This is a genomic window from Streptomyces sp. A5-4, from assembly GCF_051131715.1.
Taxonomy (GTDB): Bacteria; Actinomycetota; Actinomycetes; order Streptomycetales; family Streptomycetaceae; genus Streptomyces.
On sequence record NZ_CP178591.1, the window covers coordinates 5,581,600 to 5,607,020 of the forward strand.

Genomic DNA, 25,421 nt, shown 5'->3' on the forward strand with positions numbered 1-25,421 from the left:
CGGCTCAGCCCTTGCGCGCCCAGTCGACGACGAGCCGGCTGTAGGGCTTGTCGACGACGAAGCGCGCGTCGTCCGCCGTCAGCCGGTCCCGGGAGTCGGCGACGGCCATCCGGAAGCTGGGTTCGGGGGCGTCGTTGCCGCCACTCGCGTCCCAGGCCCGGATCTCGCTCACGACGAGCTCGGCGAGGTCGGCGCCGCCCTCGCCATGGCCGATCACGCCGACCTCCCAGTACCGGCCCGCCGCGTCCTCACCCTCGCGGATGGTCAGGTAGGCGAGCGACCCGGCGTCGAGTGCAGCCATGGACCCCCACCCGAAGTGCGGAGTGAACCCGGCGCGCTGGCCCGGCAGTCGGGACAGACCGTTGGGCAGCCCGCAGGCCAGGTACAGGTACAGCCACTCCCACGCCGAGCCCTGCCGGAACTTCACCCCGGTGTAGAGCTTGGTCTGCTGCTGATCCAGCACCGTGCGCAGAGCGTCGCGGTCGACGTTCTGCTCGCTGAACGTCTCCAGGCGCACGTTGCCCTCTCCGGCCATCGGCACGAGGGTGTACACGTCGTCGCAGACGCCCTTGCGCAGCGGGACGAAGGTGGCCATCTCGCAGGAGACGGTCTTCCACGTGTCCCCGTCGCGTTCGAAGGCGAAGGAGCGGGAGATGCTGCCTCGGATACGCATCGGCAGGACCAGGCGACCGCCGGGCGCGAGCTGGTCGAGGATCTTCACGGGGACGTCGCCCGCACCGACCGTGAACTGGATGCGGTCGTAGGGGGCATGCTCGGGCAGCCCGGCCGCACCGTCGGCCATCACCGCGGTGGCGTTCTCCACGCCTGCTTCTGCAAGGTGCTTGCTCGCGCCGGCGATGAGGTCCTCGTCAACGTCGAGGGTCCACACCTGCCCGCCGGGCGAGACGATCCTGCCGAGGAGGGCGGCGTTGTAACCGGTGGCGGCGCCGGCTTCCAGGACCTTGTGACCGGGCTGGGCTCCCAGCTGTTCGAGCTGGGTGGCGACGACAGACGGCGCGGAGATGCAGGAGATCATCTCCCCGTGTTCGTCGTGCTTGATCGGCACCGCGTCCTCCTTGTACGCGCGCTCCAGGTCGACGCCGGGCAGGAAGGCGTGCCGGTCGGTGGTGCGGAACGCGTCGATAGCCGCTGGGCTGCGCAGGTGGCCGCTGTCGACGAGGCGCTGGGCGAGGGCTTCGCGCAGCTGGTTGGGGTCGTTCACAGGTGTCACGGTGGTCTCCATTCGAGGGAGGCTAAGGTCCGCCGGGGCGGACTTGCGGGTAGACACGTCAACTCCTTCTCCGGTGGAGAAGGCGACGAGACGGCCGAGCCACGCGGTGGCGGCCTGCGCGTCAACAGGCACACCCGCGCGGTTGAACGCGAAGATCGCGTGATGGGCGAGGACACCCCGGATTCCGCGTATCAGTCGGCCGTCGGCGGCGAGCCGGCGCAGGCGGCGGCCGGCGTCCTCGAACGCGGCGACGCGCTCGACCCACCCCGCTTCCGCGTCGGGGCGCAGGGCCGCGTCCGCGTTCATCAGCCGCCGCATCGCGGAGACGGCCTTCTCCAGGGCGGGCCCCTGGGGCGGGTTGACAGGGGGCCGCAGGGCGGCCCACCGGGCGTATACGTCTCCGGCTTCGAACGGGTCCAACCCCGCCGCGCGGATCATGGCGGACAGCAGCATCACGCTGCGCTCGCGGGCGCCAGGGGTACCGGTCTCGGCGAGCGCGGCCGGGCTGTCGGCGCAGAACACGTTGTGCGCGACCTCCATGCCCTCGGGGCCGCCGAAGGCATGGGGCTCCGGCTCGTAGATCCCGCCCGTCCAGCCGGTGATCACACGGTCGGCGAGGAGCTGGTCCATCAGACCGGTGGCGGGCTGTTCGGTGCGCAGGCGCATGCCGCCGTCCTTGCGCAGGAAGTGGAAACGGCGTCCGGTGAGCGCGGTTGCCAGGGCCCGTGCGGCGTTGTGGTGCGGGGCGGGGAAGGTCACGGAGGCGTGCCACCAGGGGGTGTCCGGTGGGGTGGGCAGGTTTTCGTCGTCGAAGGTCATGGGCAGGGAACTCCTTGCGAGGCGGCAGGGTGGTGGTCAGGTGAGCAGGAGGGCACGGGGCCAGCCGGCGGTATCGGTTCCGTGCAAGGCGAGTTGGGCTCCGGCGCGGCCTTCCAGGAAGCCTGGTTTGGGCAGGTGCTCCCAGTCGGCGGCCAGCCGTCGGTGCAGGTCCTGGACGATGGGGGTGAAGCGTGCGGGCGCGGGGCTGTCGGCGGCGACCGCGCGGGTGAGGGTCAGCAGCCCGGCCCAGCCGTGGCAGAGGGTCGAGTCAGTGATGCGGGCGAGCTGCTGTGGGTCGGTCAGGATGGTTTCGATGGTGTTTTCGGCCGCTTGGCGCCGGGCGGGGTCGCCGAGGGCGAGCGCGGCGAGCTGCCGGGCGCGGGCGATGCCGGGCTGGCCGTAGCACCAGGACTGGCGGGCCGGTTCCGTCCCGGGTGGCTGGTCGATGTCCAGGTGTGCTGAGGTGGACCAGTAGTGGGCGCCGTGCCGGTCGAGCCAAGTTGTGTACGTGCCGATGGCCTCCTTCTGGCCGGGGACGCTGACTCCTTCGCGCAGAGCGAGGGAAAGCACGGCCAGGGGCCCCGCGATCCCGTGGGCCATGCCGTTGTTGCCGTGCCCGCCGGCCATCTCCTTCCCGTCCGGGCCGACCGCCGACCACCACCCCGGCAGCATCCGGCCGTCACCGCGGGCAGGGCGGGCGAGCGCGACGAGGCAGGCGAGCACGTCGGGCAGCCGGGGCGCGATGGGGCGGGACAGCAGAAGCGCGGCGAGCCCGGTCAGGCCACGGATGAGGTCCCATTCGGCGAGGTGAGGCAGCGTGCCGGCGGCCTGACGGCGGTGGGCGGCGGCGAGCCGGGCGTCCACGACGCGGTCGACGGCCGCGCGGACGTCGTCTCCGGCCCCGTGGGCGCGGGCCAGGACGAACTCCAGGGCGGGTGCACCGTGGAAGAGGCTGGCGTTGCTGCCGGTGCTCACCCCCCGGGCGGTGGCTTGGGCGAGGTGGCGGCGGGCGATGGACAGGTCACGGCGCTCGATGTCGAGCAGGGCCATGCCCAGGGCGCCCTCGGACAGGTCCTGCGTACGGGGAACGGTCGTCGAGGTCATGAGCGCCTGGCCAGGGGGACGACGATGCTGTGGGCCCGGCCACCGATCCACCCGTCGGCATCCGGCGGGGGCGCGTCGTGGAGGGTGGCGACGCCGACGGGGCTGGCATCCAGGTGCGCGCGCAGCAGGTCCAGGTCGACGTCGCGGGTGAGGTCAAGGGCCAGCTGCTGGTCGTCCTCCGTCAGGAGTACCTGTTCCGGCACCTGGAACCGGGTCCGCCAGGCGTGGAGTTGGTCCGCCCACTGCTGAAGTGGCGCGGTGCGGGCGGGCAGTATGCGGCTGCGGATCTTCCACCGGGCGGCAGTGAGGATGGTGCGCCGGTAGGTGAGTGCCGGGGTGAAGGGCAGAGCCCAGGCGGCCCCCCAGTCGAACCAGGTCACCTGCGGGGACGCGGCCCGGCTGATCTCGCCGAGGAAGCGGGCCATCGGCGGGGTGTAGTTGTTCCACAGGAAGTTGATTGCGGTGGGGGCTAGCAGTTCCAGTGGCTTGCCCGTTGCGGACTCCACCAGCTGGGGGCGGCCGTCGGCGACAGCGACCGACAGGTCGGCGGGGAAGAGGACGTTCGGGTCGGGGCGGCGGAATTCGCCGACGCTGACGACGCGTGGCAGGGCCTGCGGCGCGCGGGTGAGCAGGTCGGCCGGTACCCGTCCGGCGTGGAAGGAGAGCTGCGCGAGTTCTGCCTCCGGATCGACGGTGGGCAGGTTCGCGTACGCCGCCTCCGTGCCCGGCAGTAGGTGCCAGAACCGGCCGGTCATCGATCCGGCCGAGCGGGAGACGGTCAGCACGCGCAGCCGAAAGTCCCCGCGGTTCAGAGCCGGGATGGAGGAGGCGTGGACTTGTGTGGCCAGTTCGAGGTGGGGTGCCAAGTTGTGGGGCTTGTCGCCGGCCGCTGTTTCCAGTTGCTCGATCATTGCCCCGGTCAGCGCGACGGTGCGGCTGCCTTCGGTGGCGGCGGTGCCGGCCAGCTCCAGCAGCAGGCGGTCGCGTCGCGACATCGGCCGGGGCGGTTCGCTCGCCGTGAGGAACCCGGCCGGGAAGCCAACGCCCCTGTCGTGGTCCGTCGCCGTTTCCACCGGCACCATGGTGTTCTCGCCGTAGCGCTCGGTGAATTGCTCGATCCATCGTTGCCATGTCGGTGTTCCGGTCGGGTGGGTGACCAGGCGGGCCAGGACGGTCGCTGCGGTCTCCACTTCGGTCAGCACCTGTTCGGGCAGCCGCACGTCGGCGTCTAGCCGCAGGTCGCACGCTGTCCGCAGTCCAGCTGCCTGAGCGCGCACCGCAGGCGGTAAGACGTCGGTGGGGTCGGCGACGGTGGCGGGCGCACGCAGCGAGGAGCGCAGCAGCCGTACCCGCAGCAGTTCACCGAGCAGCCGGTCGCGCGCGGTGTCACTCACGGCGGGGAACTCCGCGGTCAGTTTGTCGGACAATTGGCGGTAGCCGATCGGCGATCGGGCCAGATCGAGGACGAGACGCAGTGCGGGGCTGAGGGCGAGGCGGAACTCGGCGTCGCCCTCGGAGGGCACGTGGATGTGCTGGTCGCGCTGTTGGATCAGGGTGTTGACGCAGACCTCGGCGTCGGCCATGCGCGCAGCGTCGCTCTCCCAGGTGCTGAGCATCTCCTCGAGTTCGGTCGGCTCAGGGCGTGCCAGAGCCTGGTGCTCTTCGCCGATGCGGACGGACGTGGTTTGGTCGAAGCCGAGCGGGGCGACGCCGGCGAACAGGCCGTAGGGGGTGGAGCGACGTGCGTAGCGGATCGCATAGCGGGCGGTGGACAGCGCCGCCCGGCGCATCCGGCGCACCTTCGGTGTGCGGCCATTGATGATGGCCTGCACCTGGTCCGCCAGATGGGGGCTCGCTTGCGAAACGGTCCGGCGGAACTCGGTGTCGGACCACACCGTGCCCAGCCACGCGCGCCACTCTTCCACGAGGGCCGTGCCCGTCGGCCAGGGCGGCATGGCGGGCTCGGTCGTGTGTACCGAGGCGCGCAGCATGGCCTGCCCCGCGGCCTTGTACAGGCTGGGCCGGTGCCGTGTCATCAGGGCTCTCCCTATCTTCTTGCGTGACGGGCGGGGCGGGCCGGACGGGAGAGAGCCCCCGTCCGGCCCGCGTTGCCGGGGTGGCCCGGCTTACGAGGTGGTGCAGGCGCTGGGGCAGGAGCTGCCGCAGTTGTCGCCCGTGCCGCACATCAGGACCGTCTCGGTCGCCGGTGTGCCCTCGATGAAGGTGATGTCGAGTCCGAACGGGTCGGTCTCGTCAGTGATCACGAGGTCCGACTGCGCGGGGGCGGTCGGCCTTTCCGTCTGCACGGCGGTCATGCTTGCCTCCTAGTGGCGATAGGTGGTGCGGGCCGGGGCCCGGTCGGGACCCGGATCTTGGTGCCAGACGGCGGCGGCGACTGTGGCGCGCCTGTTCCACGACGTCTGGGAGTCGGTGGTGCCCGTGTTGTCAGGCTGCTGCGGGCTGCGGTTCCTGGTGCGCCTTCGCGGCCTGGTCCAGCACCCTGGTGAACTGCTCGGCGCGTTCGTCGCCCTCCGCCTCCTGGGCGCGGAGGTCTCCGAAGCGGGACCAATACCGCCTGCAGACGTCGCTTTTCATGACCATCGAGGCGAAGAACGGCAGTCCTTCGTCGCGGACGAAGCCCAGCCGGTCGCGCAGGCTGAGGGCGCAAATGAGCTGGTTGGCAGCCAGTAACTGCACGTACTCCTCAACGTCCATGTCCTCGGGCTTCCACAGCTTGGCGAGGTCGGGGTTGGTGGACATCTGGGCCAGCCAGTCGAGCTGATTCCGCGCGACGGTCGCCTCGTTCCGCTCGGCCTGGTGCCGTGCCTCCTGCCGAAGCCGGGCGGCTCCGACCGCAGCGTTCGCGAGGGAGACGGCAGCGCCGGCAGTGAGGACAACGGTGGTGAGCTTCATACGTCAACGGTCCGTTTCAGGTCAGGGGGCGGTGGGTGAGTCGGATCGGTGGAGTGGGCGGGGCTCGCTGGGTCATGCGACCTCCGCGAGTACGACGGTCGAGGAGTCGTCGGCCTGGTGATCCTGGGCGAGCCGGCGACGCACCGTCTCCAAGGCGACGGCGATCGGTGACAGTCCGACGGAGGCTCTTCGCTGGTCCAAAGAGTCCGGCGCGCGAACCAGGCACAGCTCAACCCCTGTCGCAGTGAGGATCCGTTGGGTCCCGAACTCCTGCGGGCGACCGCTGTTGGCCAGGGTGCGGTCGTAGAGGTGTGCCCAGTGCTGGATGCGCGCGTCGCCGTCCTGGACTGCGCGTTCCAGCAGGGTGGTGGCCGCCCGCTGGAAGTCGGCGTCGTCGTCGGCGTGAAGAGCCAGGCTCCATGCGGCGCGCGCCGCATCCGGGCCGACGAGGCGGTGGCCGGGCCAGTCGTGTTCGGCCAGGATGCGACGCAGGATCTTGGTGTCGGCGTGGTCGGCGTGACGGCCTTGGCCGAGCTGTACGGCGTCGAGGTGGTTGCGCACGCGCTTGGCCCGCCGCGCTGCCGACTGCGTTGCGCGGGCGATGAGTTCGCGGGCGAGGTCCGGCCGCAGCGGTTCGGCGGCCGTCACGCGATGCTCCGGCTGTCTGCGATGGACTGCGGCTCGTGGACCTGGCATTTGATGAGTGCGCCCAGCCCAGAGCGCTGCTCGGCGATGAGTTCGAGGCGAGCGGCCCGCTCCTCGTGTTGCCCCGTGCCCGATCCGCGCACGTCCCAGCCCATGTCGGTGAGCCGACGAAGGAATTGTGCAATCGGATCAACGTCGAGGGCGTGACGTGCCAGGACCTCAGCGCGCACCAGCGGTAGGTCCAGCCGGGCGGCGAAGTCCGATGCCCACAGAGTGATCAGCTGGACGGTGTCGTCGGAGCGGTTGGGCAGGGTGTGGACGGAGCCCAGGAAGAGGCACGGGCCCTCGCCCCATCCGAGGTCGGGGGCGCGCTGCGGGAGCATGCAGGCGAGCAGCAACCCGTCCTCGAACAGCCCTGCCAGCTTCGCCTGCGGGTCGCGGAACAGGGCCGGGATATCGGCTCGGGCGGGTACCGGCAGGCCGCGCATGGCGAGCCAGCGCTGACGGTCTTGGACGAGTGCGACAGCCTCGTCTCGCTCGGCGTCCGTGCCCAGAGTCCTCATCTCGTACACGGTGGCTGATGCGCGCTGGTGCCGGGGCGCGGGAGGCGGCTCGGTGACCGGCGCGGCGGATGACGTATTCACTGGCTCGCTCCGTTCTCCACCGTGCCGGTCGGCCTGGCGCCCAGCAGGCCCCATGCGTGGGCCAGGATGACGAGCTGAGTGACGTCGGCGGCGCCCGTCACATCGAGCAGTTCGTCGAGTGCGGACCGGACATCGGCGGGGGCGATCTTGGCGGCGAGGGCGATGGCGTAAGGGGTGCTGTGCTCAGAGACCGCCCGCAGCAGTAGCTGCTGCTCCGCGTTGAGCTCAGGCGCTGGCCGGTCCGGCGTGGGCGGGGCGACTTGCTTGGCAGCCAACAGGAGTTGCGCGAGAACCTGTGGCTTGCAGCGGGGTGGGCAGTGGACGCTCACCCGGATGTCGCGGACGTACTGTCGGATCGTGTGGGGCGACAGCCCGGTCCTCGTGGCGATGTCTTGGGTGGTGAGACCGTTCACGAGATGCTGGGCGACGCGCTGGTGGGTCGGTTTCAGCGGTGTGATCGGGGCGCTGGTCGTCATGGACGGGGTCACGGCTGTCTCTCTCTGCTGCGTTGACGGTCGCCGGGTGGTCCGTCGGCCCTTGCGGGGGGCGGGGCCTGCGGTACGGGCTCGTGCGAGGCGGATTGAATTCGCGGGGTGCCGCAGAAGGGGGTTCATGCGGCGGTGGGGTCGGGCTGTGCCCAGGCAGCTTCGGCGGCGAGGCGTTCGGACCACTGGATGTGGTCCTCGTCGAAGGCAGCCTCGGCCAGGCGTATTCGCTGGACTTCGCCGGTCCCTGCCGGTGGATAGGTGTGCTGGATGTCACGCCACAGGCGCTGGAGGACGTAGTCGCGGTCGAGGGCCTGGGCGCCGTGCAGTTCCATGGCGTCCTGGGTGGACTGCGTCGCCCACTGGTGGCCCAGGTACTTGGCGTTGATCAGGTCGGCGTCGCAGGAGAGGCCCCGGTCGAGGAGGTGCACGGACTGGTAGGCCAGGATGCGTGCGGCGCGCAGGCGGGCCTCCATGTCACCGATGCGGTCCCGCAGGACCGGCAGATCGGACAGGGCGCCCTGGTAGCGGGGGCGTGCCTTGAGGCGGGTAGCAGTGGTGGCGACGACCGTCTCGTGGATCCCGAGGCTGATCGCGGCCAGGTTGGGACGGCCGTACAGGATGCTGCTGCTCTGCGAAACGCTCAGTCCTTGGCCGATCTCTCCGACCATGTTGTCTGCGGGCACGCGGACGTGGTCGAGGTCGAGGCGGCCGGCGGAGAAGCCGTGCAGGCCGAGGCCGGGGCGGTGGTCGTTGACGGAGAGTCCGTGGCGGTCGGATTCGACCATGAACGCGGTCAGTGCCTGCGAGGTGCGCACGCCCGCCTCGGCGGTCCGGGCGAGTACGAGGTGGGCTCCCGCAAGGTGGCTGTTGCCGATATGGACCTTGCTGCCGGTGATCACCCAGTGATTGCCAGCCTTCTCGGCGGTGGTCTCGATGCCGCCGATGTGCCCGCCGGCGGTCGGTTCGGTCACGGCGATCGACAAGAGCAGCGAACCGTCCGCCACGCCCGGCAGCCAGCGGCTCTTCTGCTCGTAGGTGGCGAAGTGCAGCAGGGCGCCGACGGGGATCAGGGTGGCCTGCAGGATGGCTGCGGCAGCCGCCGAGACGCAGGCGATGCGGTGGATCAGGACCGTCTTGGCCACGTGGCCGGCGCCCAGACCGCCGAAGGCGGACGGGACGGTGACGGCGAACCAGCCCCGCGCGGCCATCAGATCGGCGACCTTGCGCTCCACGCTGCCTGGGGCGGCCTCCATCCGCGCGGCGCGCGGCGCGACGTGCTCGGCCGCGAAGGCGTCCGCCTCGTTCCACAGCAGTTCGTGGCTGGCGGTGAGATAGGGGCGCAGCGCCGGAGGCGGTGGGGCGGGTGTGGCGGGCATGGTCGTCTCCCTCTCCCTGGGTGGAATTCGCGCGGTGGAGCGGCCGGGGATCGCTTGCGGCTCCCGGGTGGGGGCGGTGGAACGGGCCTAGCGGACGGGCGCGGGCGCGATGCGGTCCATCGCCTGGGCACCGGTGCTGATGACGATGTCTCTGAGCCGTCGGGCCTCGCTCAGGGGCCGCTTCTCCGGGTCGATGACGCAGACCGTGCCCAGCACGGTGCCGCTGTCGTGGATGAGCGGGGCGCCGAAGTAGGAGCGGATCCCGACCGCGTCGACCACGTGGTTGCCGCTGAAGCGCGGGCTGGCGTGCACGTCGTGCAGCGGGAGGGCCTTCTTGCGCGCCACGACCTCCGGGCACCAGCCGTGGTCGTGGCTCATGGTGCGGCCGACGATGACGTACCCGCTGTCCGCGGGCGGCTGGTGCAGTCCGACGAAGGTCTGCTCCTCCAGGAACAGATTGACGAACCCGTACAGGAATCCGGCCTGCTCGGCCATGTCGCGGGCCAGCTCGTCGAAGTCCTGGCTGGCGGCGGTGGACACGCCCAGGCGTTCCAGCAGCTCATACCGCTGCGCCAGTTCGCTCGACTGCTGGGGCTGCGGGCCGGTGACGGCGGCGCCGGCCGGGATGGCCAGCCCGCGGGCGGTGTCCCGCATGCCGCGTTGCGGTAAGGACAGCGCGGATGGGGTGGCCTGCGGCACGAGGTAGGGGTCGTTGGGCTGATATGACATCAGGCGTCCTGGAGGGTCGTAGTGGATGTGGGGTGAACGCGTCCTGCCGGAGAGTTCTTCACGGCGTGGCCGACGAGGGTCAGCAGGACGCCGGCGACGTGGTTCGGATTGCGGGCGTCGCAGGTGACCACCGGTACAGAGGTGGGCAGTTCGAGGGCGGCGCGGACCTGTTCGGGGTGGTAGCGGTGGGCTCCGTCGAAGTGATTCACGGCGACGACGAAGGGCAGGCCGATGTCTTCGAAGAAGCTGACAGGGGTGAAGCTGCTGTCCAGGCGGCGGGTGTCGACCAGGATGACCGCGCCGACGGCTCCGCGGGAGAGGTCGTACCAGAGGTCGACGAACCGGTCCTGGCCGGGCGTGCCGAACAGGTACAGCTCCAGAGGCACGGGTGCGTCGGGCAGGCTGAGGCGGCCGAAGTCGAAGGCGACCGTGGTGGTCTGCTTGGCCTCGACGCCCTCCAGGCTGTCCACGTCAGCGCTTGCCTCGGTCAGGTACTCCTCCGTGCTCAGCGGTTTGATCTCACTGACGGCGCCCACGGCGGTGGTTTTGCCCGCGCCGAAGCCCCCAGCGATCACGATCTTCAGCACAGTCGGTCCACCGGATTGCGGGCGCGACGGAGTCCGCAGAGTCACGGTCGGGTCATCCGGCCTGGGGGTAGGCGTGGGCATCGGGCCACTTCCTCTTCAGGCCCGCCGAGAGGGCCGCCAATAGGTGGGTAGTGGGACGTTCATCCGCGTCTGTGCCGGAGGCGGCATAGGCATCGGTGACGGAGACGACCAGGGCGTGGGCGTCCAGGAGGTCCGAGATGAGGATCTTGACGGCGGTGACGGGGCGGCCGAGTCGTCCCGCCAGCTCGGTCACCGAACGCCGGTGCTCCCGGCACAGGGCGAGGATCTCCTCGCATTCCTCGGCCTGGCCTGGGCCGGGCCGCCCGGGTCCGGCGTTCAGCACGGTGTCCAGGCCCAGAAGGTGCCGCGGCCTGGTGCGCCCGCGTGTCAGCGTGTAGGTCCGCACGAACGTCGAGTCCTCGGCCGCGTCGCCGTGTGTGCTCACCGGACTTCATCACCGGTGCCGACTCGGACGGGGGTCTGCATGTGGGTGTCGAACTTCCCTACCAGACGCCCCATTTCGAACCCGATAGTGCCTACGTCAGCGTCCGTGGTGGCGACGACGGCGAGGATCGCGTTCACCACACCGCCGCGGCCGGGGTGTTTGTCGAAGGCCGTGTTGGGACCAGCGCTCTGGACGAACAGCAGGCAGTCGTCTCGCTCGATGATGACCTGACTGGCCGGCCGCAGCTGGTTGCTGGGGCCGCGGGTGTTCGAGGCGAGGGAGGCCACTCCGCTGAGCGAGGCCGACAGTTCGTCCGCCCAGTCCTTGTCGACGTCGCTGTCCTCCAGCCGCAACCCGTCCCGCGACAGCAGGACGGCGTGCGTGACGCCCGGAACGTCGGCGGCGAACTGCCGCAGCAGCCAAGCCATGTGCTCCCGCTGATGACTCGCCGTCGCCTCGGATGCGGGTGCGACACCGGTCGCCACGTGGTTCATCTCAGGGTGGGTGCTCATGGGGATCGCTCCAGAAGGGGAAGGGTCGGCGGATGCGTCAGGGCCACCGGGAACGCGGAGGGAACGGGCGATGATCAGGGGCTGGGGTGCTCTGCCGAAGCGGGAGGAGAAGCGGCGGCCCCGCCGGCCATACCCGTGCGGAAGGCAGCTGCGAGCCCTGGTGTCGCCGCGGTCGCAGGGGCTTGCTCCCGCTCATGTGGGGGAGGGAATGAACCAGCTTGCCGCGTACGCCGGGGAAGGTCGGGCGCGGGAGCAGCGTGCCCCGTCTCGTCGGCCCTGGGCGCGCCTACGGTGATCGGGTGCTTGACCTGCCCTGCCGAGGAATCGGCCGTCGCTGCGGCGGCCTGCCTCGGCGACGGGGGCGCGGATGGGCGCCTTTCCGGGTGGCGGGCGCCCGCGTCACCGACGGGAGGAATCGCTACGAGGAGCCGTGCCGGAATGATGACCAGCGCAGTGGTGCCACCCGTCACGTTCTCCTGCAGGAGAACGGACAGCCCATGCGACTGGGCGATCTTCGCGGCGACCAGCAACCCGAGCTGTCCGGCTCGTACTTGCCCGCTGACGTCGACCTCGTCGGGGGCCTTGAGCAGACGGTTCATCTGTGCGCGCGCCTGGGGATGCATGGGGATGGCCCGGTCCTCGACCTCGACCGCCAGCCCGTTCGGCACGCGCTGCGCCCGCACCATCACCTTCGTCATCGGATCGGAGCACTCGCAGGCGTTCTCGATCAGCTCGGCCAACAGGTGTGTCAGGTCCGGACCCACGTGTCCGGGCAGACCGAGCTCAGTGCCCACGGATCCGGCCGCGACTGCCACGCGTGGGTACTGCACCACCTCGGAGATCGCACCGCGCAGCGTGGTCGTGACCGGGACCGGCCGGCGCACGCTGCGCAGCGACTGTCCGCCGAGCACCGCGGTGCTCTCCACCTGGCGACGCACCCGCGTCACGAGGTGGTCGATCTCGAAGATCTTCGCTAGCAGCTCCGGGTCGTCGGTCAGCATCTCCAGCTGGCTGAGCGCCGCCAGGGCCTTCCCAACCAGAGCGTGCTCCCGCATGGCCAGGCGGCGCAGCACTTCCAGAAGGACGACGGACTGGGACTCATCGTGCACGCGTATCAGCGAGGTAAGGGCCTGCACCTGGAGTGCACCCAATGCCTTGTCGATCTCTGCGGTCGCAGTGGCCGGCTGCGGCATCTGCATGTCCGGCAGCGGCGGCCGTGCCCCTCGGCACAGCTCGTCCGCCGACCATTGCACTGACTTCTCGATGGCCGCCGCAACCCCTGCGACCGCGGTCAGCTCCGCTGCGCGTCGTTCCTCTACGGCCGCCTGCACGGCACCAGCAGCCGTTAGCACTCCGCGGGACGCCACCAGCCCGACGCCGGTCAGCCCGCAGACCAGGCCGACCAAGAGCCAACCGAGAGCTACCGCCGCCGCCCAGACGTTGAAGGCAACGCCCAGCAGCACCGCAAGAAGCAGCAGCGGCAGCACCACGGCACGACGGACGCAGTGCACTGTGAAGGCATCGGCCCGCGGCGACCGCCGTCGGCGGTGGCCGGTCGTGGCCGGCCGTGTCGGGAACGCGCTGTCAGACATGGAAATCCTCGTCATTGGGGAGGGACGGCTAGGCGTGCTGCGACGTCAGGGCCTTGCAGGTCTGTCGCGGCCCGCGTGAGGGGGAACGGGGCGCCGGAACCGCGACCGCGCCTCCGTGAGGGGAGGACTGCGTGGACAGCAGATGAAGGAGCCGGGCGCTCTGGATCAGGCCCGTGTGGCTGAACGCTTGAGGGAAGTTCCCGAGCTGGCGCTGTTCGACGGGGTCGTACTCCTCGGCCAGGAGCCCGAGGTCATTGCGCAGCGCGAGAAGACGTTCGAACAGGGCGTGGGCCTCATCCAGTCGTCCGGTCAGGGCCAGGGCGTCCACGAGCCAGAAGGAGCAGAGGATGAAGGCGCCCTCATCGCCCTTCAGGCCGTCCACCCCGGCGTGGTTGCCGATCGTCGGGTACCGGCGCACGAGCCCGTCCGGCGTGGACAGCTCCCGGCGTACCGCGTCCACGGTGCCGATGACACGCGGGTCGTCTGGCGGAAGGAAGCCGACGCGGGGAATCAGCAGCGTGGCGGCGTCCAGTTCCTGCGAGCCGTAGGACTGTGTGAAGGTGTTGCGCTCCGAGTCGAACCCCTGGGTGCAGACTTCGCGGTGGATCGTCTCGCGCAGCTCGACCAGGGTGTCCAGGTGCATGTCGAGGGCGCCGGCTTCGGCCAGGCGGATGGTGCGGTCGATGGCCACCCAGGCCATCACCTTGGAGTGCACGAAGTGTCGGCGTGCCCCGCGGATCTCCCAGATTCCCTCGTCGGGCTCCTGCCAGCGCTGGACCAGGTGCTCGATGAGCTTCTGGTGCAGGACCGCGGTGTCGGCGCAGTGGGCGACACCGTTCTGGTGCGCGAGGTACAGGGTTTCGATCACCTCGCCGTACACGTCGAGCTGCAGCTGGTCCGCCGCCCCGTTCCCCACTCGCACCGGGGCTGATCCCTCGTATCCGGGAAGCCACGACAGCACGTCTTCTCGTAGATCACGTTCACCGGTGATCCCGTACATGATCTGCAGGTCCTCCGGGTCGCCGGCGACCGCCCGCAGCAGCCATTCCCGCCATGCCTGCGCCTCCTGCCGGTACCCGGCCCCCAGCAAGGCCGCCAGTGTCGTGGAGGCATCGCGTAGCCAGGTGAAGCGGTAGTCCCAGTTCCGTCCGCCGCCGATCTCCTCGGGCAGCGACGTGGTTGGCGCCGCGACGATCCCTCCGCTCGGTGCATAGGTCATCGCCTTCAGCGCGATCAAGGAACGGACCACGGGCTCGCGAAAGGGCCCGTCGTAGGTGCATTCCTTCGCCCAGTCCTGCCAGAAGGCGAGCGTCTCGGCGAGCGCGGCCTCCGGGTCGGGAACGACCGGCGCGGCTGCGTGGGAGGGGCACCAACTGAGCACGAACGCCACGCTCTGTCCCGCGGCGACGGCGAAGGCACTGACGATGACGCCGTCCTTCTCCACCTGCTGGACGCCGGTGTCGAGCCACAGAGCGTCCGCGCCGGCCTCCGCGACCATGCGGCCTCCGACCTCGTGGATCCACGGGCTGACCCTGCCGTATCCCGGACGCGGACGCAGAGCCGAGACCATCGGCACCTCGCCGGTCACGCCCTCGACGATGCGGATCACCTGGGGTGCCCCGTCGCGGGGCGGCATGAAGTCGAGCACTCGGACCGAGCCGGTCAGGGTGCGCCACCCCGATTCGAGGACGAGTGAGTCACCGAGGTACCGGCGCTCGGCGACCGCTCCGCCGTCGGATCCGTCGGTAGGCGGGGCCGGAGCGATCTGCCAGGATCCGTGCTCCTGCGTGCCGAGCAGGCCGGCGAAGACGGCCGACGAGTCGAAACGGGGCAGGCACAGCCAGTCGATCGAGCCGTCGTCGCAGACGTGGGCGCTGGTCTGCATGTCGCCGATCAGGCCGTACTGCTCGATACGCGGAAGGCGATTCATCGTGTGGGTCTCCGTAGGCCCCGCGAATCCGGGGATGGCATTGGGGCCGCCGCAGCGGCCGGGAACGGTAGATGAGGAAGGACTCGGTGGTCACCTGTGCGAGGGCGGTCCCTTCTGCCCCGGTGCAGAGTCCTCGTCTTGGGGAGCGGCGCAGCCGGGTGCTCGGCCACCGCGGAGAACCAGCCACGCCATCGGGCCGAGAACCACCGCGATCAGAACTGCCCCGGTGACGGTCATACCCGGGGCACCGACGCGGCCAGAACCAAGCACGCGAAGGCGACAGCGAAGACCGAGCCGCGCAGCACGTTGATCCGCGGCTTCCACCAACGCCATCTCCGCGTCGGCTGCGCGGGTGCAACACCGTGAGCTTGCACGGTCGCGACAAGTGCTTTGGCGGCCTCGGCCAGCTTCACCAGATGCACTCTGCTGGACATGTAGCCGTCGGGGACTCCCGCCGAAGCGAGCTGCTGCGCATGGCGCAACGCGGGTGCTCCCGGTGGTACGACGAACCCGAGTTGGCTGATGTGACCGCGCAGGCGCCACGCGAGTTCTTCCACGTCGCCGGCGCTCTCCGGCAGCGGTGAGTCCTCGTCGAGCACGAGCGCCACCGTCTCTGCCGCGGCCACCGATTGATCTCGCTGCACATCGGGCAGCGCCATGGGGAGGCAACCCCGCTTGCCTTGGTCGTCGCGGTAACAGGGTTCCCGATGCAGGACCAGCGAGAGGCGCATGACACAACTCCTGTTTGAATCAAGCCAAGTTGAGTGGGATTCGCCGTGGAGTACCGACGACTGACGTGCAAAGTGAGTGATCCGGCCGCTACGTTGAGCGAACCTTGAATCTCCGCCGAGGGGTATGCCTGCAAGGCCGTCAAGGCCGCCAAAGGCGCCAAAGATCATTTCGGAACCGAGGGGCAGTCCATGGCCCGTGAGCGAAACCTCGCCCTCGCCGCACTTTTGCGCGAAGCGGGCTGGTCCCAGCCTCAAGCAGCCGCAGCGGTCGCCCGAGTGGCCGCCGAGAGCGGCATGCGGGAGCTGGAGGCCATCTCCCGCTCGCACATCTCCATGTGGGTCTTGGGCACGAAGCCCAGCGGAAGAGCGCGGCATATCCTGCGCGAGACGCTGTCCCGCAGGCTCCGCCGCCCGCTCACCCTGGCAGACCTCGGACTGGAGGAGCCGACAAACTCCACCGAGAGTGGTTCCGACTGGAGCGTCAACCCTCTGACCGTGCTGGCCGAGCTGGGAAGCGACGATCTGGACATGCACCGACGCAAGCTGCTGGCGACCGCCGCATACTCCGCCGCCGGCCTCGCCTTGCCAGCTTCCTCGTGGTGGGCAGCCGCCCCCGCCGCAGCAGCCAGGCGCACGGCAGTCTCCCCCCGGCTGGTACGCCAGGCCGACATCGACGACGTCCGCGACCTCACCAACTTCTACTCCGCACGCGACCAACAGCGAGGCGGAGCCTCCGGGCGCTCGTCCCTGGCCAGTCATCTTCGCGACGAAGCAGCCCCCCTGCTGGGCAGCCGATTTCGTACGGACCGACACCGTCGCGACACGTACTCCGCCGTCGCGGAGATGACCTACCTCGCCGGCTGGATGGCCTTCGACGCCTCCGAACACCGCACGGCCCAGCGCTACCTCACCCTCGCCGCCCGCATCGCGGCCGAAGCCGGGGACGGGCCGCTCGTCGGCCACATCCTGCGCGCCCTCGCGCACCAAGCAGTGGACCTCGGGCACCCCCGCAAAGCACTCGCCATGGCCGACGCCTCCATGTCCCGCGACCGCTATGGTCAGGCCAGCCAGCGCGAGAAGGCCCTGCTCGCGATCGTCCACGCCCGAGCGCTCGCAGCCGACGGCGACCGGCCCGGCACCCTCGCGGCCATCAGTCGCGCGGAGCGGGACCTCGCCCGCGCCGGCAATGACGATGCGCCTGGCCGCGTGGACTTCTTCCAGGAAGCCTCCCTCGCCCACGAGACCGCCTGCGCCCTGCGCGACATGGGCCAGCCAGCCGATGCGGAGATCCACTTCCAGCGCAGCGTCGCCACCCGCCGTCGGCAGCAATACGCCCGGACACACAGTGTGACCCTTGGCTACCTCGGTGCCGTCCAGGTCCATCAAGGACGCCTCGACGAGGCATGCGCTACCTGGGGCCAGGCCCTCGATGCCATGGCCGGCGTCCACTCCGGCCGCGCCCGCGACGTCATCGTTCGGATGCAGAGCGATCTCTCGCCCGTCCGGCAGCGCGGGGGTAGCCGAGTCACCGAACTGGACCGCCGGGCCCGGGAGATGATGCGGGCCATAGGGTGACCGTGGAGCAGGCCAGTCGCTTCGCGTGGTGGCTGCCGAATGCGCAACTTTGAGGGAGAGGAACGAGCCCTGATGGCGACGTACGAGGTCGAATCGATCGCAACGGTGGTCGGGGGCCACACCCGCGTTCAGGACGACTACCAGGGCGGGGTCGAATCGATCATCCGGCTCAACGAGGCGTATCCCCTCGAAACCCTGCAGGGCATCGAGGAATTCTCCCATTTGACGGTCACGTGGCGCTTCCACTTGGCGCAGCCGGAAGACGTCCAGCTGCACGCGCGTAGCCCCAGGGGAAATCCGAGGTGGCCGACGGTTGGCACGTTCGGGCACCGCAACCACCGGAGGCCAAACCAACTGGCTACCAGCTACCCACGGTTGCTGAAAGTGGAGGGTCGGGATCTTCTGGTGACGGATCTTGACGCCGTCGACGGGACGCCGGTCATCGACCTGGCGCCGTACTTCGAGGAGATGGGGCCCCGAAGCGACGTCCGTCAGCCAGCGTGGCCGGGCGAGATGCTTGCCACCTACTGGCTTGACGCTTCGGCGCGTTCGTAACCCGGCTGCCCGTAATCCCTCGACGGCGGCGCTATCGGGGGCGGGCGTCTCGGCCTGCTCGCGGGGGCGCGGAACGTGAACCATGGGGCTGCGCCGTTGTTGCTGAACACCGCCGTCGTGTCGATGGAGCACAACGACACTGGGTTCGTGCGATACGGCCTCACCCGTCAGAGCCGCCAGCACCAGGAGAGGACCAGGCTGCGCGCCTTGTGCTGCGGTGCCCGTCATCAGCTTGCCGCCAATCTCAGCTTGCACCATGTGGTGGCGCCTGCGTCCTCAACACCCCAAGCACCTCGCCCTTCTTCGGCGAGCGACTGCACGAGAGCAAGGCCGCGGCCGTTCTCGTCGGCGTCATCGGGGGCCTTGGGGTGGGCGTGGAAGCTGGGGACACCGTCGTGTACGTCGATACGCAGGAAGCCCGAGCCGAGCGAGAGAGTCACCGTGACCTCCTGGCCGCCGCTGTGCACGATGGCGTTGGTAACCAGCTCGGAGACGATCAAGACCGCCTCGTCGGCGACATAGGCCAACCCGCGTGCGCTCAGCCGCTCTCGGGCCCGGCGTCGCATGACACCGACCTTCTCACCGTCCGCGGGCGGCGGAAGCTCACCCGGCGGTCGCTGCCTGATGTCGAACGTGGAACGCATGAGGTCGCCGTCGCGGTAGGGGCCGCGGCGCGGTCGTACGGTAGTCGTTGTCATCACGTCCTCTGGGGGGATCGGAGGACCGCCCGGACCGCGGATACCGCCCTGCTGAGGGGGCTCCGCTCGTCGTCGGGGGTGAGGAGGGAACGTGCTTCGGCAAGGCAGCGGACCAACTGCACCGGAGCGGTGAGCAGGGGGGCGTCGCCCACCACCGACTCGGCGCTGGGTGCCTCCAGCCACGCCACCGGTACGCCCGGTGCCGATGGCGCGAGTCCGGGGATACGCACTGCGTGGCCGGTCCCCAGGCACGTCGGAACGGCGTCGTACCAGGACGCCCCGGCGACCAAACTGCCCCAGCGGGCTGCAGTGCCGGGCGGCACGAGGACGGCCGCCGTGGTCAGGTTCGTGAAGCGGACAGCCGGTCCGACGGTCTGTTCGTACCGGCGCAGGATGTCGTACGCCAGCTCAATGAGGGTGAGGGGTGCGAGTACGACATCGAAATTGATGCCGGTCGGCAGCCGCCGGGGGAAGTCGGGTGTACGGAGCCAGGCGTTCATGGATTCCGCCGGCGAGGGAGTGGCCGCGGCGAACCACGCGGACAGGCGCTCGGGCTCGCCCGTCACGGTGCAGGTGTCCATGAGCCCCTCCCAGGTCAGCATCCGATTCTTGAGAACGCACAGTGCGTTTGACGTCACCTAGTGCATCGGAGGGACGGTGTAGTGAACAGGTCCTTTCGCCGGAACCTTGATCGCCTTCTACCCGCCCTTCTCCCGCCCTTTTCGCTCCCATTTCCGCCTCACCAGCGCTTTCGCTGACGACGCCTCACGCAGCCCGCGAGAAGCCCGCTACGGTGAACTGACACCACTCGGTAAAGGGGGTATCCGGTGAGCCGCAGCCCGATGAGAGCGCTTCGCGAGAGCCGCAACCGGACCCAGGCGAAGGCGGTTGACGAACTCAACTCCCTGGCGGGACGGCTTGCTGCCGAAAAGCGGGTCTCGAAGTGCCCGACCTTCACCGTCCGCCAGATGTCGAAGTGGGAGAGCGAGACGAAGCGGCGCCCATACCCGCACCCCGATACACGGGTGGTCCTTGAGCTGTACTTCCGGCGGCCAGTTGAGGAGCTGGGGCTCCGCCCGGGTGCTGAGGACGAGCCTCCTGACACTTCCGCTGTGCCTGTCGTGACGCCGGTTCCACTCATCGGGCAGTCGGCTGCCGCGATCCCGCTTTTCGCCGGCGGCGACCAGGAACCGCCGCCGTGGCTGGCTCAGACGACGACAGATGTGGCCAGCTCTGCGGACTGGAAGATCGCCGAGGACGAGGTCGATCTTCTCCGCGACGCTGCGGACGACATGGACGCGCAGGACCAGCAGTTCGGTGGCAACAGACTCTGGCGACCGACGCGTGCTCACCTGCTGTGGGTGCACCACATGATCGACCGTGGTATCTACGACGAGCAACTGGGCCAGCAACTGCACGCTCTCGCAGGAAAGTTCACTACTAGCCTCGGCTGGTTTTCCTACGACGCCGGGCTCCACGCCCAGGCTCGGCAGTACTTCTCCGAGGCCCTGAACGCCGCGATGTTGACAGGCGACGATGTGCTCTCCAGTCGGACGCTGAGCAACATGGCTCGCCAGGCCGTGGACCTGAACAAAGGGCGGGAGGCGATCCGCTTCGCCCGACTTGCGCAGACACACGCCGGTATGTGGCTCGCACCGACGCGTGTCACGGCACTCTTGGCTATCCGTGAGGCGCAGGGGCACGCGCGGGTCGGCGACGCCTTCAACTGCGAGTCCGCGATCAAGCGGGCCTGGAGGGAATGGGAACGCGGGGCGGACGACCGTGATCCTGATTGGACAACGTTCCTCAACCAGGCCGAACTGGTGTGCCTGGAGGGCATGTGCCGACTTGATCTCGGCCAGACTGCTCGCGCCCAGCAGCTCTTGGCGCAGTCGGAGAAGTTGCAGGACGTGGCGCACACCCGCAACAGAGGGATGTGTCTCGGCCGGCTAGCGACCGCGGCCATCGGCGCAGGGGACATCGACCACAGCATCGATGCTGCGAGCAAGGCCATGGGGCTGATCCGGACTGCGGGCATGTCTTCCGCTCGGGCAGTCCAGCAGTTGAAGATCGTCCACGATGGACTGGCCCCTCATCACCGCGCCCGCGGGGTAGGGGACCTGCTTGAAGAGATCCGCGCAGTCGTCGCGTGATTCGGCAAAAGGAGAGATGCAACCAGTGGATGCGGAGTACCAGCGGTACGACGGGGCGTCGGTCAAGGCCATCGCTGACGAGCTGGTCGAGGTGTACGCCCGGGTGTACGACACGCCCCCGTACATCGGCGACCCGTTCTTCTCCGCCGGCTCCTTCCGGGAGCGGCTAGAGGCTGCCTTCGGCAACGAGGGCTTCGAGACGGTGACCGCGCGCCGGGACGGGCAGATCATCGGGTACGTGCACGGCGCTACGCTGCCCGCCGATAAACCGTGGTGGAACTCGCTCGGCGACCGGAGGCCGGTGCAGCTTCAGACCCTCGCGAATGCCCGCCAGGTCTTCTGGCTCCGAGAGCTGATGGTCCTCCCCGAGTACCAGAGTCGGGGCCTCGGTAGAAAGATTCATGACACCGTGATCTCGGGACGCGCGGAGAGTGCCACCGCGCTGACTTGCATCGTCGACAATCAGCCAGCGCATGATGCCTATCTGCGGTGGGGGTACATGGTGATGGGGGAAATCAAGCACGCCCCGGAGTCGCCGACCTACAACGCCATGTATCTGCCCAGCTCGTGACGACCGGAATGATCATGTACCAAGCAACTGCACAGCCTTCCGCAGTCACGGCGACTTCCGGCCGCCGTGACCGACCTTCGCCGGATCCCGCGACCCTGTTCGCGTACGGGACGCTCCAGTTCGATGCCGTCCTCGAAGCGCTGATCGGCCGGATACCGCAACAGCTGTCGGCCAGCGCGCCCGGATGGCGCGCGGCGTCCCTGGAGGGACGCGTCTACCCGGGGCTCGTAGCGGCGCCCGGCTCTGCGGCGCCCGGCGTACTGTTCACCGACCTCAGCCGGAGAGAGTGGACGATTCTCGACGCCTTTGAGGACGACCGCTACGACCTGCGCGAGGTGACGCTGACTTCCGGCGGGCGAGGGCTCGCCTACATCTGGCCGGATGGCGAGGTCCTCGAAGAGGACTGGGACGTCGAGCAGTTCCGGACTCATCACCTTGGGGCGTACGCCGAGCGGTGTGCGCGGATTGCCCCGAAGCTGATCGCCGAAGCTGGCCAGTGAGCCGGGCGGCGTACGCCCGGGCGCAACGTGACGAGCGCTAGCTGAACGCTGTCCGTGCGGCAGCACGATGTCCGAGCGCGGCCCCTGGGTGAGCCAGGGGCCGCGCTCGTTGTCGGTCGGTGAAGGTATGCGCCGTGTTCACGGTGCCTGTGACGGCCCCTTCACCTCATCAAGGCCGAGACCAGCGATTCCTCGGCAGCTGACCGTGGGCATTCGCCCACGGCAGACAAGAAAGAACTCCAAAGGACTGGATACCTCAGCCGGGAGCATGTCAACGTACAACGTCCCGGCAAATACCAGGTCAGACGGTGCGGCCACACCAGCCGCCCTCTGGCATGGTCCCTACCTAGGAGGTCCGTCTGTCGGATTCCGCCATCCGCTCCGCCCGCTTCACTTCCCCCGTCCTCTTTGCGCTCGGCGCACTGAGCGCTTGGTCCGGCCAGACGGTCGGGGACTACGGCGCTGTATCCACTGGGCTGTGTGTTTGCGTCTGCGCTGCCGGCCTGTTTGGCGAGGACCTACTGCAACGCGGCTATCACCGCGACCGGGTCGTCCTCGCATACGTTGCGGCAAACCCTGGATCTACAACTCGGCACGTAGCCAATGCCATTGGGGCCCCAGAGCGTGTCGTAGCACGAAATCTTGACCGCCTTACTGATGACGGTCTGCTGGTAATCGTCACGGACGGCGCGACCCCGGCCCTGCGCTCATACCGGTTGACTTCCTAACCGAAGCAAGCCGCCGAGCAACCGGACTCTGGCGATGCGGCTCGCAACATAGACCACGATCGCCGGTTAGCCAAACCGGCGATCGTCGCGACCATTGAGGAGTTCGCAGCAGTTGCGCTTGGCGGTGGAGCTGTAGCGGACGCAGTGGATCGCGTCGAGAACTCATTGGTTTGAGGAACGGCACCGTCCTATGTTGCCCAGATGACCGCGGTGCCCGTCGCTGAACCGCAACGGCACCTCTGCCGATAGAGAGTGACGCAATGCAGGTTTGGCTGGAAGTTTTCGCCGAGGCAAGTAACAAGGTGACGCGTTGACCGCCGGAGGCAGTAATCGCCTGCTGACTCCGGAAGAGGTAGCCGCATGGCTAAAGGTCAGCGAGATCACCGTCAAGAACAAGTACCGGGCATGGGGGCTCAAGGCCCAGAAAGTCGGCCGCCTCCTGCGATTCCGCGAGCGCGACATCCTCGCCTACCTCGACGACAATTACGGGTAACGGCTGCTTAGCCATGCCCTAATAGGTGAAAGGGGCCGCATGGCTACCGTTTTCCAGCGCTGCAAGACCGACAAGCGGAACAAGAACTACCCGTGCGAGAAGATCCGTTGCGGACATGAGTGGACCGTTCGATTCCGTGAACCCGGTGGACGGACCGGTCGGCAGCGTGAGGAAACCTTCCCGAAGAAGACGCAGGCCGAGGCCCACGGCATCAAGATGGAGGCCGACAAGGACCAAGGTGTCTACATCGATCCGAACGCCGGGAAAATCAGCCTGCGCGTGTACGTGGATGACTGGCTGGAGCGACGTACCGTCGGTGATGGGACGGTCTCGAACTACAGGGGCTTCCTCGACAACCACCTCATACCGCAGCTCGGCTCAAAGACGCTCGTCTCGATATCGAAGCGGGACATCGAGCACTTCAAGGCAGCGATCCTCAAGGTGCTCGCGGAGAGCACGGTGCACGACCGCATGAAGATGGTGAAGCACATCTTCTGGTCCGCCAAGGAAGAGAAGCTGATCCAGGAGGACCCAACCAGGGGTGTCGACACGAAGCCGACCAATGTCGCTGTCGACGAGGACGAGATCCCGGCGCTGGATGAGGTCAACCTCATCCAGAAGCACATCTCGCCCCAGTACAAGCTGACGGTCCCCCTCCAGGCGGGCGCGGGTTTGCGCATCAGTGAGGCGCTGGCGTTCCACCGCGGGTGCCTGCGTGATGACTTCATCCGCATCCGATGGCAGATCAGCACGAAAGCCAATCGGGGCGACTGCAAGACCAGGCTCGTTCCGCTCAAGCACCGGCAGGAAGGCGAGTACCGCGACATCCCGGTGGCGCCGTTCATCGTCCAGGAGTGCCACGCCCACGAAGCGGAGTGGGAACCGGTGCCCCTGGCATTTGAGGACAAGGCAGGGCGTAAGAGGGTGGTCGAGGTCTTCTTCCCGCCTCGCGAGCGGGGCAAGGGAATCATGCCCACGGCCAACACGTACTCGTACCACTTCCGCAAGGCGTGCAAGGCGGCCGGCCTGGTCAACCCGGACGGGTCCGCGAAGTACACCCCGCACTCGCTGCGGCACTTCTTCGCCTCGACTGCTTTGGCAAACGGCGTCCCGATCCACGAGGTCTCCCGCTGGCTCGGTCACAAGTCGATCAAGACGACGGTGGACATCTACGGTCACCTCGTCCCCGAGGCATGGGACCGTTGCCGTGACATAATGCAGCAGGCCATGCGCCCGGCCCCCGAGGGTTCCTCGGAGTACGGCCCCGCCGCTTGATGTGCTGGATGTGCTGGATGAGTGCCGACGGTGCTGGATGGGTGCTGGATGCGATCACCTGAAGAAACGTTTCCGCAGGTGGGAGCGCTGCACTAAACGTTCCGCTTCAGTGTATGAACTCCACCACGTTGGTCAACTGGGGCAAGCGCGGCGTCAATTGGCGGGCTTCGGGGCTACCTCTGTTCCCTGTGGGATCGGCTCATCCTCGGGCTCGGCCCGCAGAGCACTGACGGAGCAAGGTGGCCTCCCAAGCGGCGCAGGCGCGCCGTCCGGCGTTGCTGGGAGCAGCGGACGGCACACTTCGGTGCTCGTATCCCGCGTAGTGATGGAGCAGGTGCGTCCCGGGTGCGGCCAGCTTCCCTGGTTCCGTCAGCGCGCCCCTACCGATCTGAGGCAGTGCTACGCGGAGCCGCTCGGAGTACGGCTGCGGCAGCAAGTATGGAAACAGCTGCCAGTGCTGCGAACAGTTGCGGGTAGCCGCCCAGCGGTATCGCCAGTGCGGCTCCTGCGAAGGGGGCGAGGGCGGAGGCGGTGGTGGTCGGTGCCGCGAGGAGGCCGGACAGGCGGCCGTAGTGGGTGGTGCCCCATCGGTCGGTGATGGCGGTGGCTTGCAGCAGGGTGAGGTTGCCGCGGACCATTCCGGCGACGATCGAGAGAGCGATCAGGAGGGCGTACGGGCCGGGGGTGATCGCGAGTGCCGCGGTGGTGAGGCCGCGGAGTGCGATCAGTGTGGTGGTGCGGGTCCGGCCGCCCCCACGCTCCGGCCGTCGGCGGTTGTCACGCTGAACCCGCCCCCTTCGCGCTCGACGCCGACGACGCCGAACGCGCGCGGCGCACTGTGCGGTGCACCGGGCGCGTTGCGCGCCGAGGTCAGTGGTAGTTGTGAACGACGGCGTGGCCCTTGCCGCGCCCGATCATCCACTTGTTCACCGGCGTCGTGATCAGGAACGCGACGACGAATCCGCCCAGGAGCGCCGACCAGAACAGACCGTCCGACAGGTGGGCCTCCATCGCGCCGGGGGTCAGGGCGATGATGCCGTTGTCGACCAGCTCCATCACGGCGATTGAGACGGTGTCGGCGGCCAGCGCCACTTTGACGGCGCTCC

General features: G+C 68.8%; 26 protein-coding genes and 2 pseudogenes. 8 read left to right on the forward strand and 20 right to left on the reverse strand.

Annotation, left to right across the window (positions count from 1 at the left end; all coding sequences use genetic code 11):
- Nucleotides 1-4: 4 nt before the first annotated feature.
- The 16 genes from fxlM to ACLLJJ_RS26280 all read right to left on the reverse strand — a co-directional run bounded on the left by fxlM (nt 5) and on the right by ACLLJJ_RS26280 (nt 15,767).
- Nucleotides 5-2,050: a methyltransferase, FxLD system gene (gene fxlM, locus ACLLJJ_RS26205; protein WP_434595909.1), complete on the reverse strand. Its 2,046-nt coding sequence runs from the start codon at nt 2,048-2,050 to the stop codon at nt 5-7.
- Between the two features lie 36 nt (nt 2,051-2,086).
- On the reverse strand, nt 2,087-3,154 hold the full coding sequence (locus ACLLJJ_RS26210) for a lanthionine synthetase C family protein (RefSeq protein ID WP_434595911.1): 1,068 nt from the start codon (nt 3,152-3,154) through the stop codon (nt 2,087-2,089).
- Nucleotides 3,151-5,190 carry a lantibiotic dehydratase family protein gene (locus ACLLJJ_RS26215; protein WP_434595913.1) on the reverse strand — a complete coding sequence of 680 codons (2,040 nt, stop codon included), beginning with the start codon at nt 5,188-5,190 and terminating at the stop codon, nt 3,151-3,153. The genes ACLLJJ_RS26210 and ACLLJJ_RS26215 overlap by 4 nt, the downstream gene beginning before the upstream one ends.
- A 90-nt stretch (nt 5,191-5,280) precedes the next feature.
- Nucleotides 5,281-5,469, reverse strand: a complete 189-nt coding sequence (locus tag ACLLJJ_RS26220; RefSeq protein WP_283521863.1) for an FxLD family lanthipeptide — start codon at nt 5,467-5,469, stop codon at nt 5,281-5,283.
- Between the two features lie 130 nt (nt 5,470-5,599).
- Nucleotides 5,600-6,067, reverse strand: a complete 468-nt coding sequence (locus tag ACLLJJ_RS26225) for a DUF6082 family protein (protein ID WP_283521862.1) — start codon at nt 6,065-6,067, stop codon at nt 5,600-5,602.
- 72 nt (nt 6,068-6,139) lie between these two features.
- Entirely contained in the window at nt 6,140-6,715 is a 576-nt protein-coding gene (locus ACLLJJ_RS26230) for a DUF6624 domain-containing protein (RefSeq protein ID WP_283521861.1), read from the reverse strand.
- Nucleotides 6,712-7,284, reverse strand: a complete 573-nt coding sequence (locus tag ACLLJJ_RS26235; protein ID WP_434600526.1) for a hypothetical protein — start codon at nt 7,282-7,284, stop codon at nt 6,712-6,714. Before ACLLJJ_RS26235 ends, ACLLJJ_RS26230 begins: the two co-directional genes overlap by 4 nt.
- A 68-nt stretch (nt 7,285-7,352) precedes the next feature.
- Complete coding sequence (locus ACLLJJ_RS26240; RefSeq protein ID WP_283521859.1) at nt 7,353-7,832, reverse strand: helix-turn-helix transcriptional regulator; 480 nt, start codon at nt 7,830-7,832, stop codon at nt 7,353-7,355.
- Between the two features lie 134 nt (nt 7,833-7,966).
- Entirely contained in the window at nt 7,967-9,220 is a 1,254-nt protein-coding gene (locus ACLLJJ_RS26245) for an acyl-CoA dehydrogenase family protein (RefSeq protein ID WP_434595916.1), read from the reverse strand.
- An 87-nt stretch (nt 9,221-9,307) separates the two neighbouring features.
- Entirely contained in the window at nt 9,308-9,949 is a 642-nt protein-coding gene (locus ACLLJJ_RS26250; RefSeq protein ID WP_434595918.1) for a GAF domain-containing protein, read from the reverse strand.
- A complete protein-coding gene (locus ACLLJJ_RS26255) occupies nt 9,949-10,536 on the reverse strand; it encodes a GTP-binding protein (RefSeq protein WP_283521856.1) in 588 nt (195 codons plus the stop codon). The genes ACLLJJ_RS26250 and ACLLJJ_RS26255 overlap by 1 nt, the downstream gene beginning before the upstream one ends.
- Before the next feature lie 52 nt (nt 10,537-10,588).
- Complete coding sequence (locus ACLLJJ_RS26260; RefSeq protein WP_434595920.1) at nt 10,589-11,002, reverse strand: DUF742 domain-containing protein; 414 nt, start codon at nt 11,000-11,002, stop codon at nt 10,589-10,591.
- Nucleotides 10,999-11,514 carry a roadblock/LC7 domain-containing protein gene (locus ACLLJJ_RS26265; protein ID WP_434595922.1) on the reverse strand — a complete coding sequence of 172 codons (516 nt, stop codon included), beginning with the start codon at nt 11,512-11,514 and terminating at the stop codon, nt 10,999-11,001. Before ACLLJJ_RS26265 ends, ACLLJJ_RS26260 begins: the two co-directional genes overlap by 4 nt.
- A gap of 74 nt (nt 11,515-11,588) precedes the next feature.
- Nucleotides 11,589-13,106: an ATP-binding protein gene (locus ACLLJJ_RS26270; RefSeq protein WP_434595923.1), complete on the reverse strand. Its 1,518-nt coding sequence runs from the start codon at nt 13,104-13,106 to the stop codon at nt 11,589-11,591.
- A gap of 28 nt (nt 13,107-13,134) precedes the next feature.
- The gene (locus ACLLJJ_RS26275) at nt 13,135-15,036 is read right to left on the reverse strand and encodes a glycoside hydrolase family 15 protein (RefSeq protein ID WP_434595925.1); all 1,902 of its coding nucleotides are present in this window, start codon (nt 15,034-15,036) and stop codon (nt 13,135-13,137) included.
- A gap of 233 nt (nt 15,037-15,269) precedes the next feature.
- A complete protein-coding gene (locus ACLLJJ_RS26280; RefSeq protein WP_434595927.1) occupies nt 15,270-15,767 on the reverse strand; it encodes a DUF6415 family natural product biosynthesis protein in 498 nt (165 codons plus the stop codon).
- A 189-nt stretch (nt 15,768-15,956) separates the two neighbouring features.
- On the opposite strand from ACLLJJ_RS26280, the gene ACLLJJ_RS26285 reads away from it, so the two are divergent.
- Nucleotides 15,957-17,342 (forward strand): Tat pathway signal protein, encoded by a 1,386-nt coding sequence (locus tag ACLLJJ_RS26285; protein WP_434595929.1) that lies wholly within the window; start codon nt 15,957-15,959, stop codon nt 17,340-17,342.
- A 72-nt stretch (nt 17,343-17,414) separates the two neighbouring features.
- A complete protein-coding gene (locus tag ACLLJJ_RS26290) occupies nt 17,415-17,897 on the forward strand; it encodes an SAM-dependent methyltransferase (RefSeq protein ID WP_283521848.1) in 483 nt (160 codons plus the stop codon).
- 227 nt (nt 17,898-18,124) lie between these two features.
- Here ACLLJJ_RS26290 and ACLLJJ_RS26295 read toward each other — a convergent pair whose 3' ends face one another.
- Nucleotides 18,125-18,595 carry an ATP-binding protein gene (locus ACLLJJ_RS26295; RefSeq protein ID WP_283521847.1) on the reverse strand — a complete coding sequence of 157 codons (471 nt, stop codon included), beginning with the start codon at nt 18,593-18,595 and terminating at the stop codon, nt 18,125-18,127.
- Nucleotides 18,595-19,233, reverse strand: a complete 639-nt coding sequence (locus ACLLJJ_RS26300) for a hypothetical protein (RefSeq protein WP_434595932.1) — start codon at nt 19,231-19,233, stop codon at nt 18,595-18,597. The genes ACLLJJ_RS26295 and ACLLJJ_RS26300 overlap by 1 nt, the downstream gene beginning before the upstream one ends.
- 189 nt (nt 19,234-19,422) lie before the next feature.
- Between ACLLJJ_RS26300 and ACLLJJ_RS26305 the strand changes: the two genes are divergently transcribed.
- The 6 genes from ACLLJJ_RS26305 to ACLLJJ_RS26330 all read left to right on the forward strand — a co-directional run bounded on the left by ACLLJJ_RS26305 (nt 19,423) and on the right by ACLLJJ_RS26330 (nt 24,315).
- A complete protein-coding gene (locus tag ACLLJJ_RS26305; RefSeq protein ID WP_434595934.1) occupies nt 19,423-20,748 on the forward strand; it encodes a hypothetical protein in 1,326 nt (441 codons plus the stop codon).
- Between the two features lie 16 nt (nt 20,749-20,764).
- Nucleotides 20,765-21,319: a GNAT family N-acetyltransferase gene (locus ACLLJJ_RS26310; protein WP_434595936.1), complete on the forward strand. Its 555-nt coding sequence runs from the start codon at nt 20,765-20,767 to the stop codon at nt 21,317-21,319.
- A gap of 14 nt (nt 21,320-21,333) precedes the next feature.
- Entirely contained in the window at nt 21,334-21,819 is a 486-nt protein-coding gene (locus ACLLJJ_RS26315; protein ID WP_283521843.1) for a gamma-glutamylcyclotransferase family protein, read from the forward strand.
- A gap of 521 nt (nt 21,820-22,340) precedes the next feature.
- Nucleotides 22,341-22,547, forward strand: a complete 207-nt coding sequence (locus tag ACLLJJ_RS26320; RefSeq protein ID WP_434600527.1) for a winged helix-turn-helix domain-containing protein — start codon at nt 22,341-22,343, stop codon at nt 22,545-22,547.
- A gap of 310 nt (nt 22,548-22,857) precedes the next feature.
- Nucleotides 22,858-23,040 carry a helix-turn-helix domain-containing protein gene (locus ACLLJJ_RS26325; RefSeq protein ID WP_434595938.1) on the forward strand — a complete coding sequence of 61 codons (183 nt, stop codon included), beginning with the start codon at nt 22,858-22,860 and terminating at the stop codon, nt 23,038-23,040.
- 39 nt (nt 23,041-23,079) lie between these two features.
- Nucleotides 23,080-24,315: a tyrosine-type recombinase/integrase gene (locus ACLLJJ_RS26330; RefSeq protein ID WP_434595940.1), complete on the forward strand. Its 1,236-nt coding sequence runs from the start codon at nt 23,080-23,082 to the stop codon at nt 24,313-24,315.
- A 380-nt stretch (nt 24,316-24,695) separates the two neighbouring features.
- Here ACLLJJ_RS26330 and ACLLJJ_RS26335 read toward each other — a convergent pair.
- Nucleotides 24,696-25,055 (reverse strand): annotated as a pseudogene (locus ACLLJJ_RS26335) (MFS transporter); the annotation flags it as partial.
- 130 nt (nt 25,056-25,185) lie between these two features.
- Nucleotides 25,186-25,419: pseudogene (locus ACLLJJ_RS26340) on the reverse strand (DUF4396 domain-containing protein); the annotation flags it as partial.
- Nucleotides 25,420-25,421: the final 2 nt, after the last annotated feature.

Coding starts and splice junctions, on each gene's coding strand:
- ACLLJJ_RS26315 (WP_283521843.1), top strand. CDS start 21,334: ATGTACCAAGCAACTGCACAGCCTTCCGCAGTCACGGCGACTTCCGGC.
- ACLLJJ_RS26290 (WP_283521848.1), top strand. CDS start 17,415: ATGGCGACGTACGAGGTCGAATCGATCGCAACGGTGGTCGGGGGCCAC.
- ACLLJJ_RS26285 (WP_434595929.1), top strand. CDS start 15,957: ATGGCCCGTGAGCGAAACCTCGCCCTCGCCGCACTTTTGCGCGAAGCG.
- fxlM (WP_434595909.1), bottom strand. CDS start 2,050: ATGACCTTCGACGACGAAAACCTGCCCACCCCACCGGACACCCCCTGG.
- ACLLJJ_RS26225 (WP_283521862.1), bottom strand. CDS start 6,067: ATGAAGCTCACCACCGTTGTCCTCACTGCCGGCGCTGCCGTCTCCCTC.
- ACLLJJ_RS26240 (WP_283521859.1), bottom strand. CDS start 7,832: ATGACGACCAGCGCCCCGATCACACCGCTGAAACCGACCCACCAGCGC.
- ACLLJJ_RS26265 (WP_434595922.1), bottom strand. CDS start 11,514: ATGAGCACCCACCCTGAGATGAACCACGTGGCGACCGGTGTCGCACCC.
- ACLLJJ_RS26210 (WP_434595911.1), bottom strand. CDS start 3,154: ATGACCTCGACGACCGTTCCCCGTACGCAGGACCTGTCCGAGGGCGCC.
- ACLLJJ_RS26330 (WP_434595940.1), top strand. CDS start 23,080: ATGGCTACCGTTTTCCAGCGCTGCAAGACCGACAAGCGGAACAAGAAC.
- ACLLJJ_RS26310 (WP_434595936.1), top strand. CDS start 20,765: ATGCAACCAGTGGATGCGGAGTACCAGCGGTACGACGGGGCGTCGGTC.
- ACLLJJ_RS26280 (WP_434595927.1), bottom strand. CDS start 15,767: ATGCGCCTCTCGCTGGTCCTGCATCGGGAACCCTGTTACCGCGACGAC.
- ACLLJJ_RS26295 (WP_283521847.1), bottom strand. CDS start 18,595: ATGACAACGACTACCGTACGACCGCGCCGCGGCCCCTACCGCGACGGC.
- ACLLJJ_RS26275 (WP_434595925.1), bottom strand. CDS start 15,036: ATGAATCGCCTTCCGCGTATCGAGCAGTACGGCCTGATCGGCGACATG.
- ACLLJJ_RS26250 (WP_434595918.1), bottom strand. CDS start 9,949: ATGTCATATCAGCCCAACGACCCCTACCTCGTGCCGCAGGCCACCCCA.
- ACLLJJ_RS26220 (WP_283521863.1), bottom strand. CDS start 5,469: ATGACCGCCGTGCAGACGGAAAGGCCGACCGCCCCCGCGCAGTCGGAC.
- ACLLJJ_RS26270 (WP_434595923.1), bottom strand. CDS start 13,106: ATGTCTGACAGCGCGTTCCCGACACGGCCGGCCACGACCGGCCACCGC.
- ACLLJJ_RS26215 (WP_434595913.1), bottom strand. CDS start 5,190: ATGACACGGCACCGGCCCAGCCTGTACAAGGCCGCGGGGCAGGCCATG.
- ACLLJJ_RS26245 (WP_434595916.1), bottom strand. CDS start 9,220: ATGCCCGCCACACCCGCCCCACCGCCTCCGGCGCTGCGCCCCTATCTC.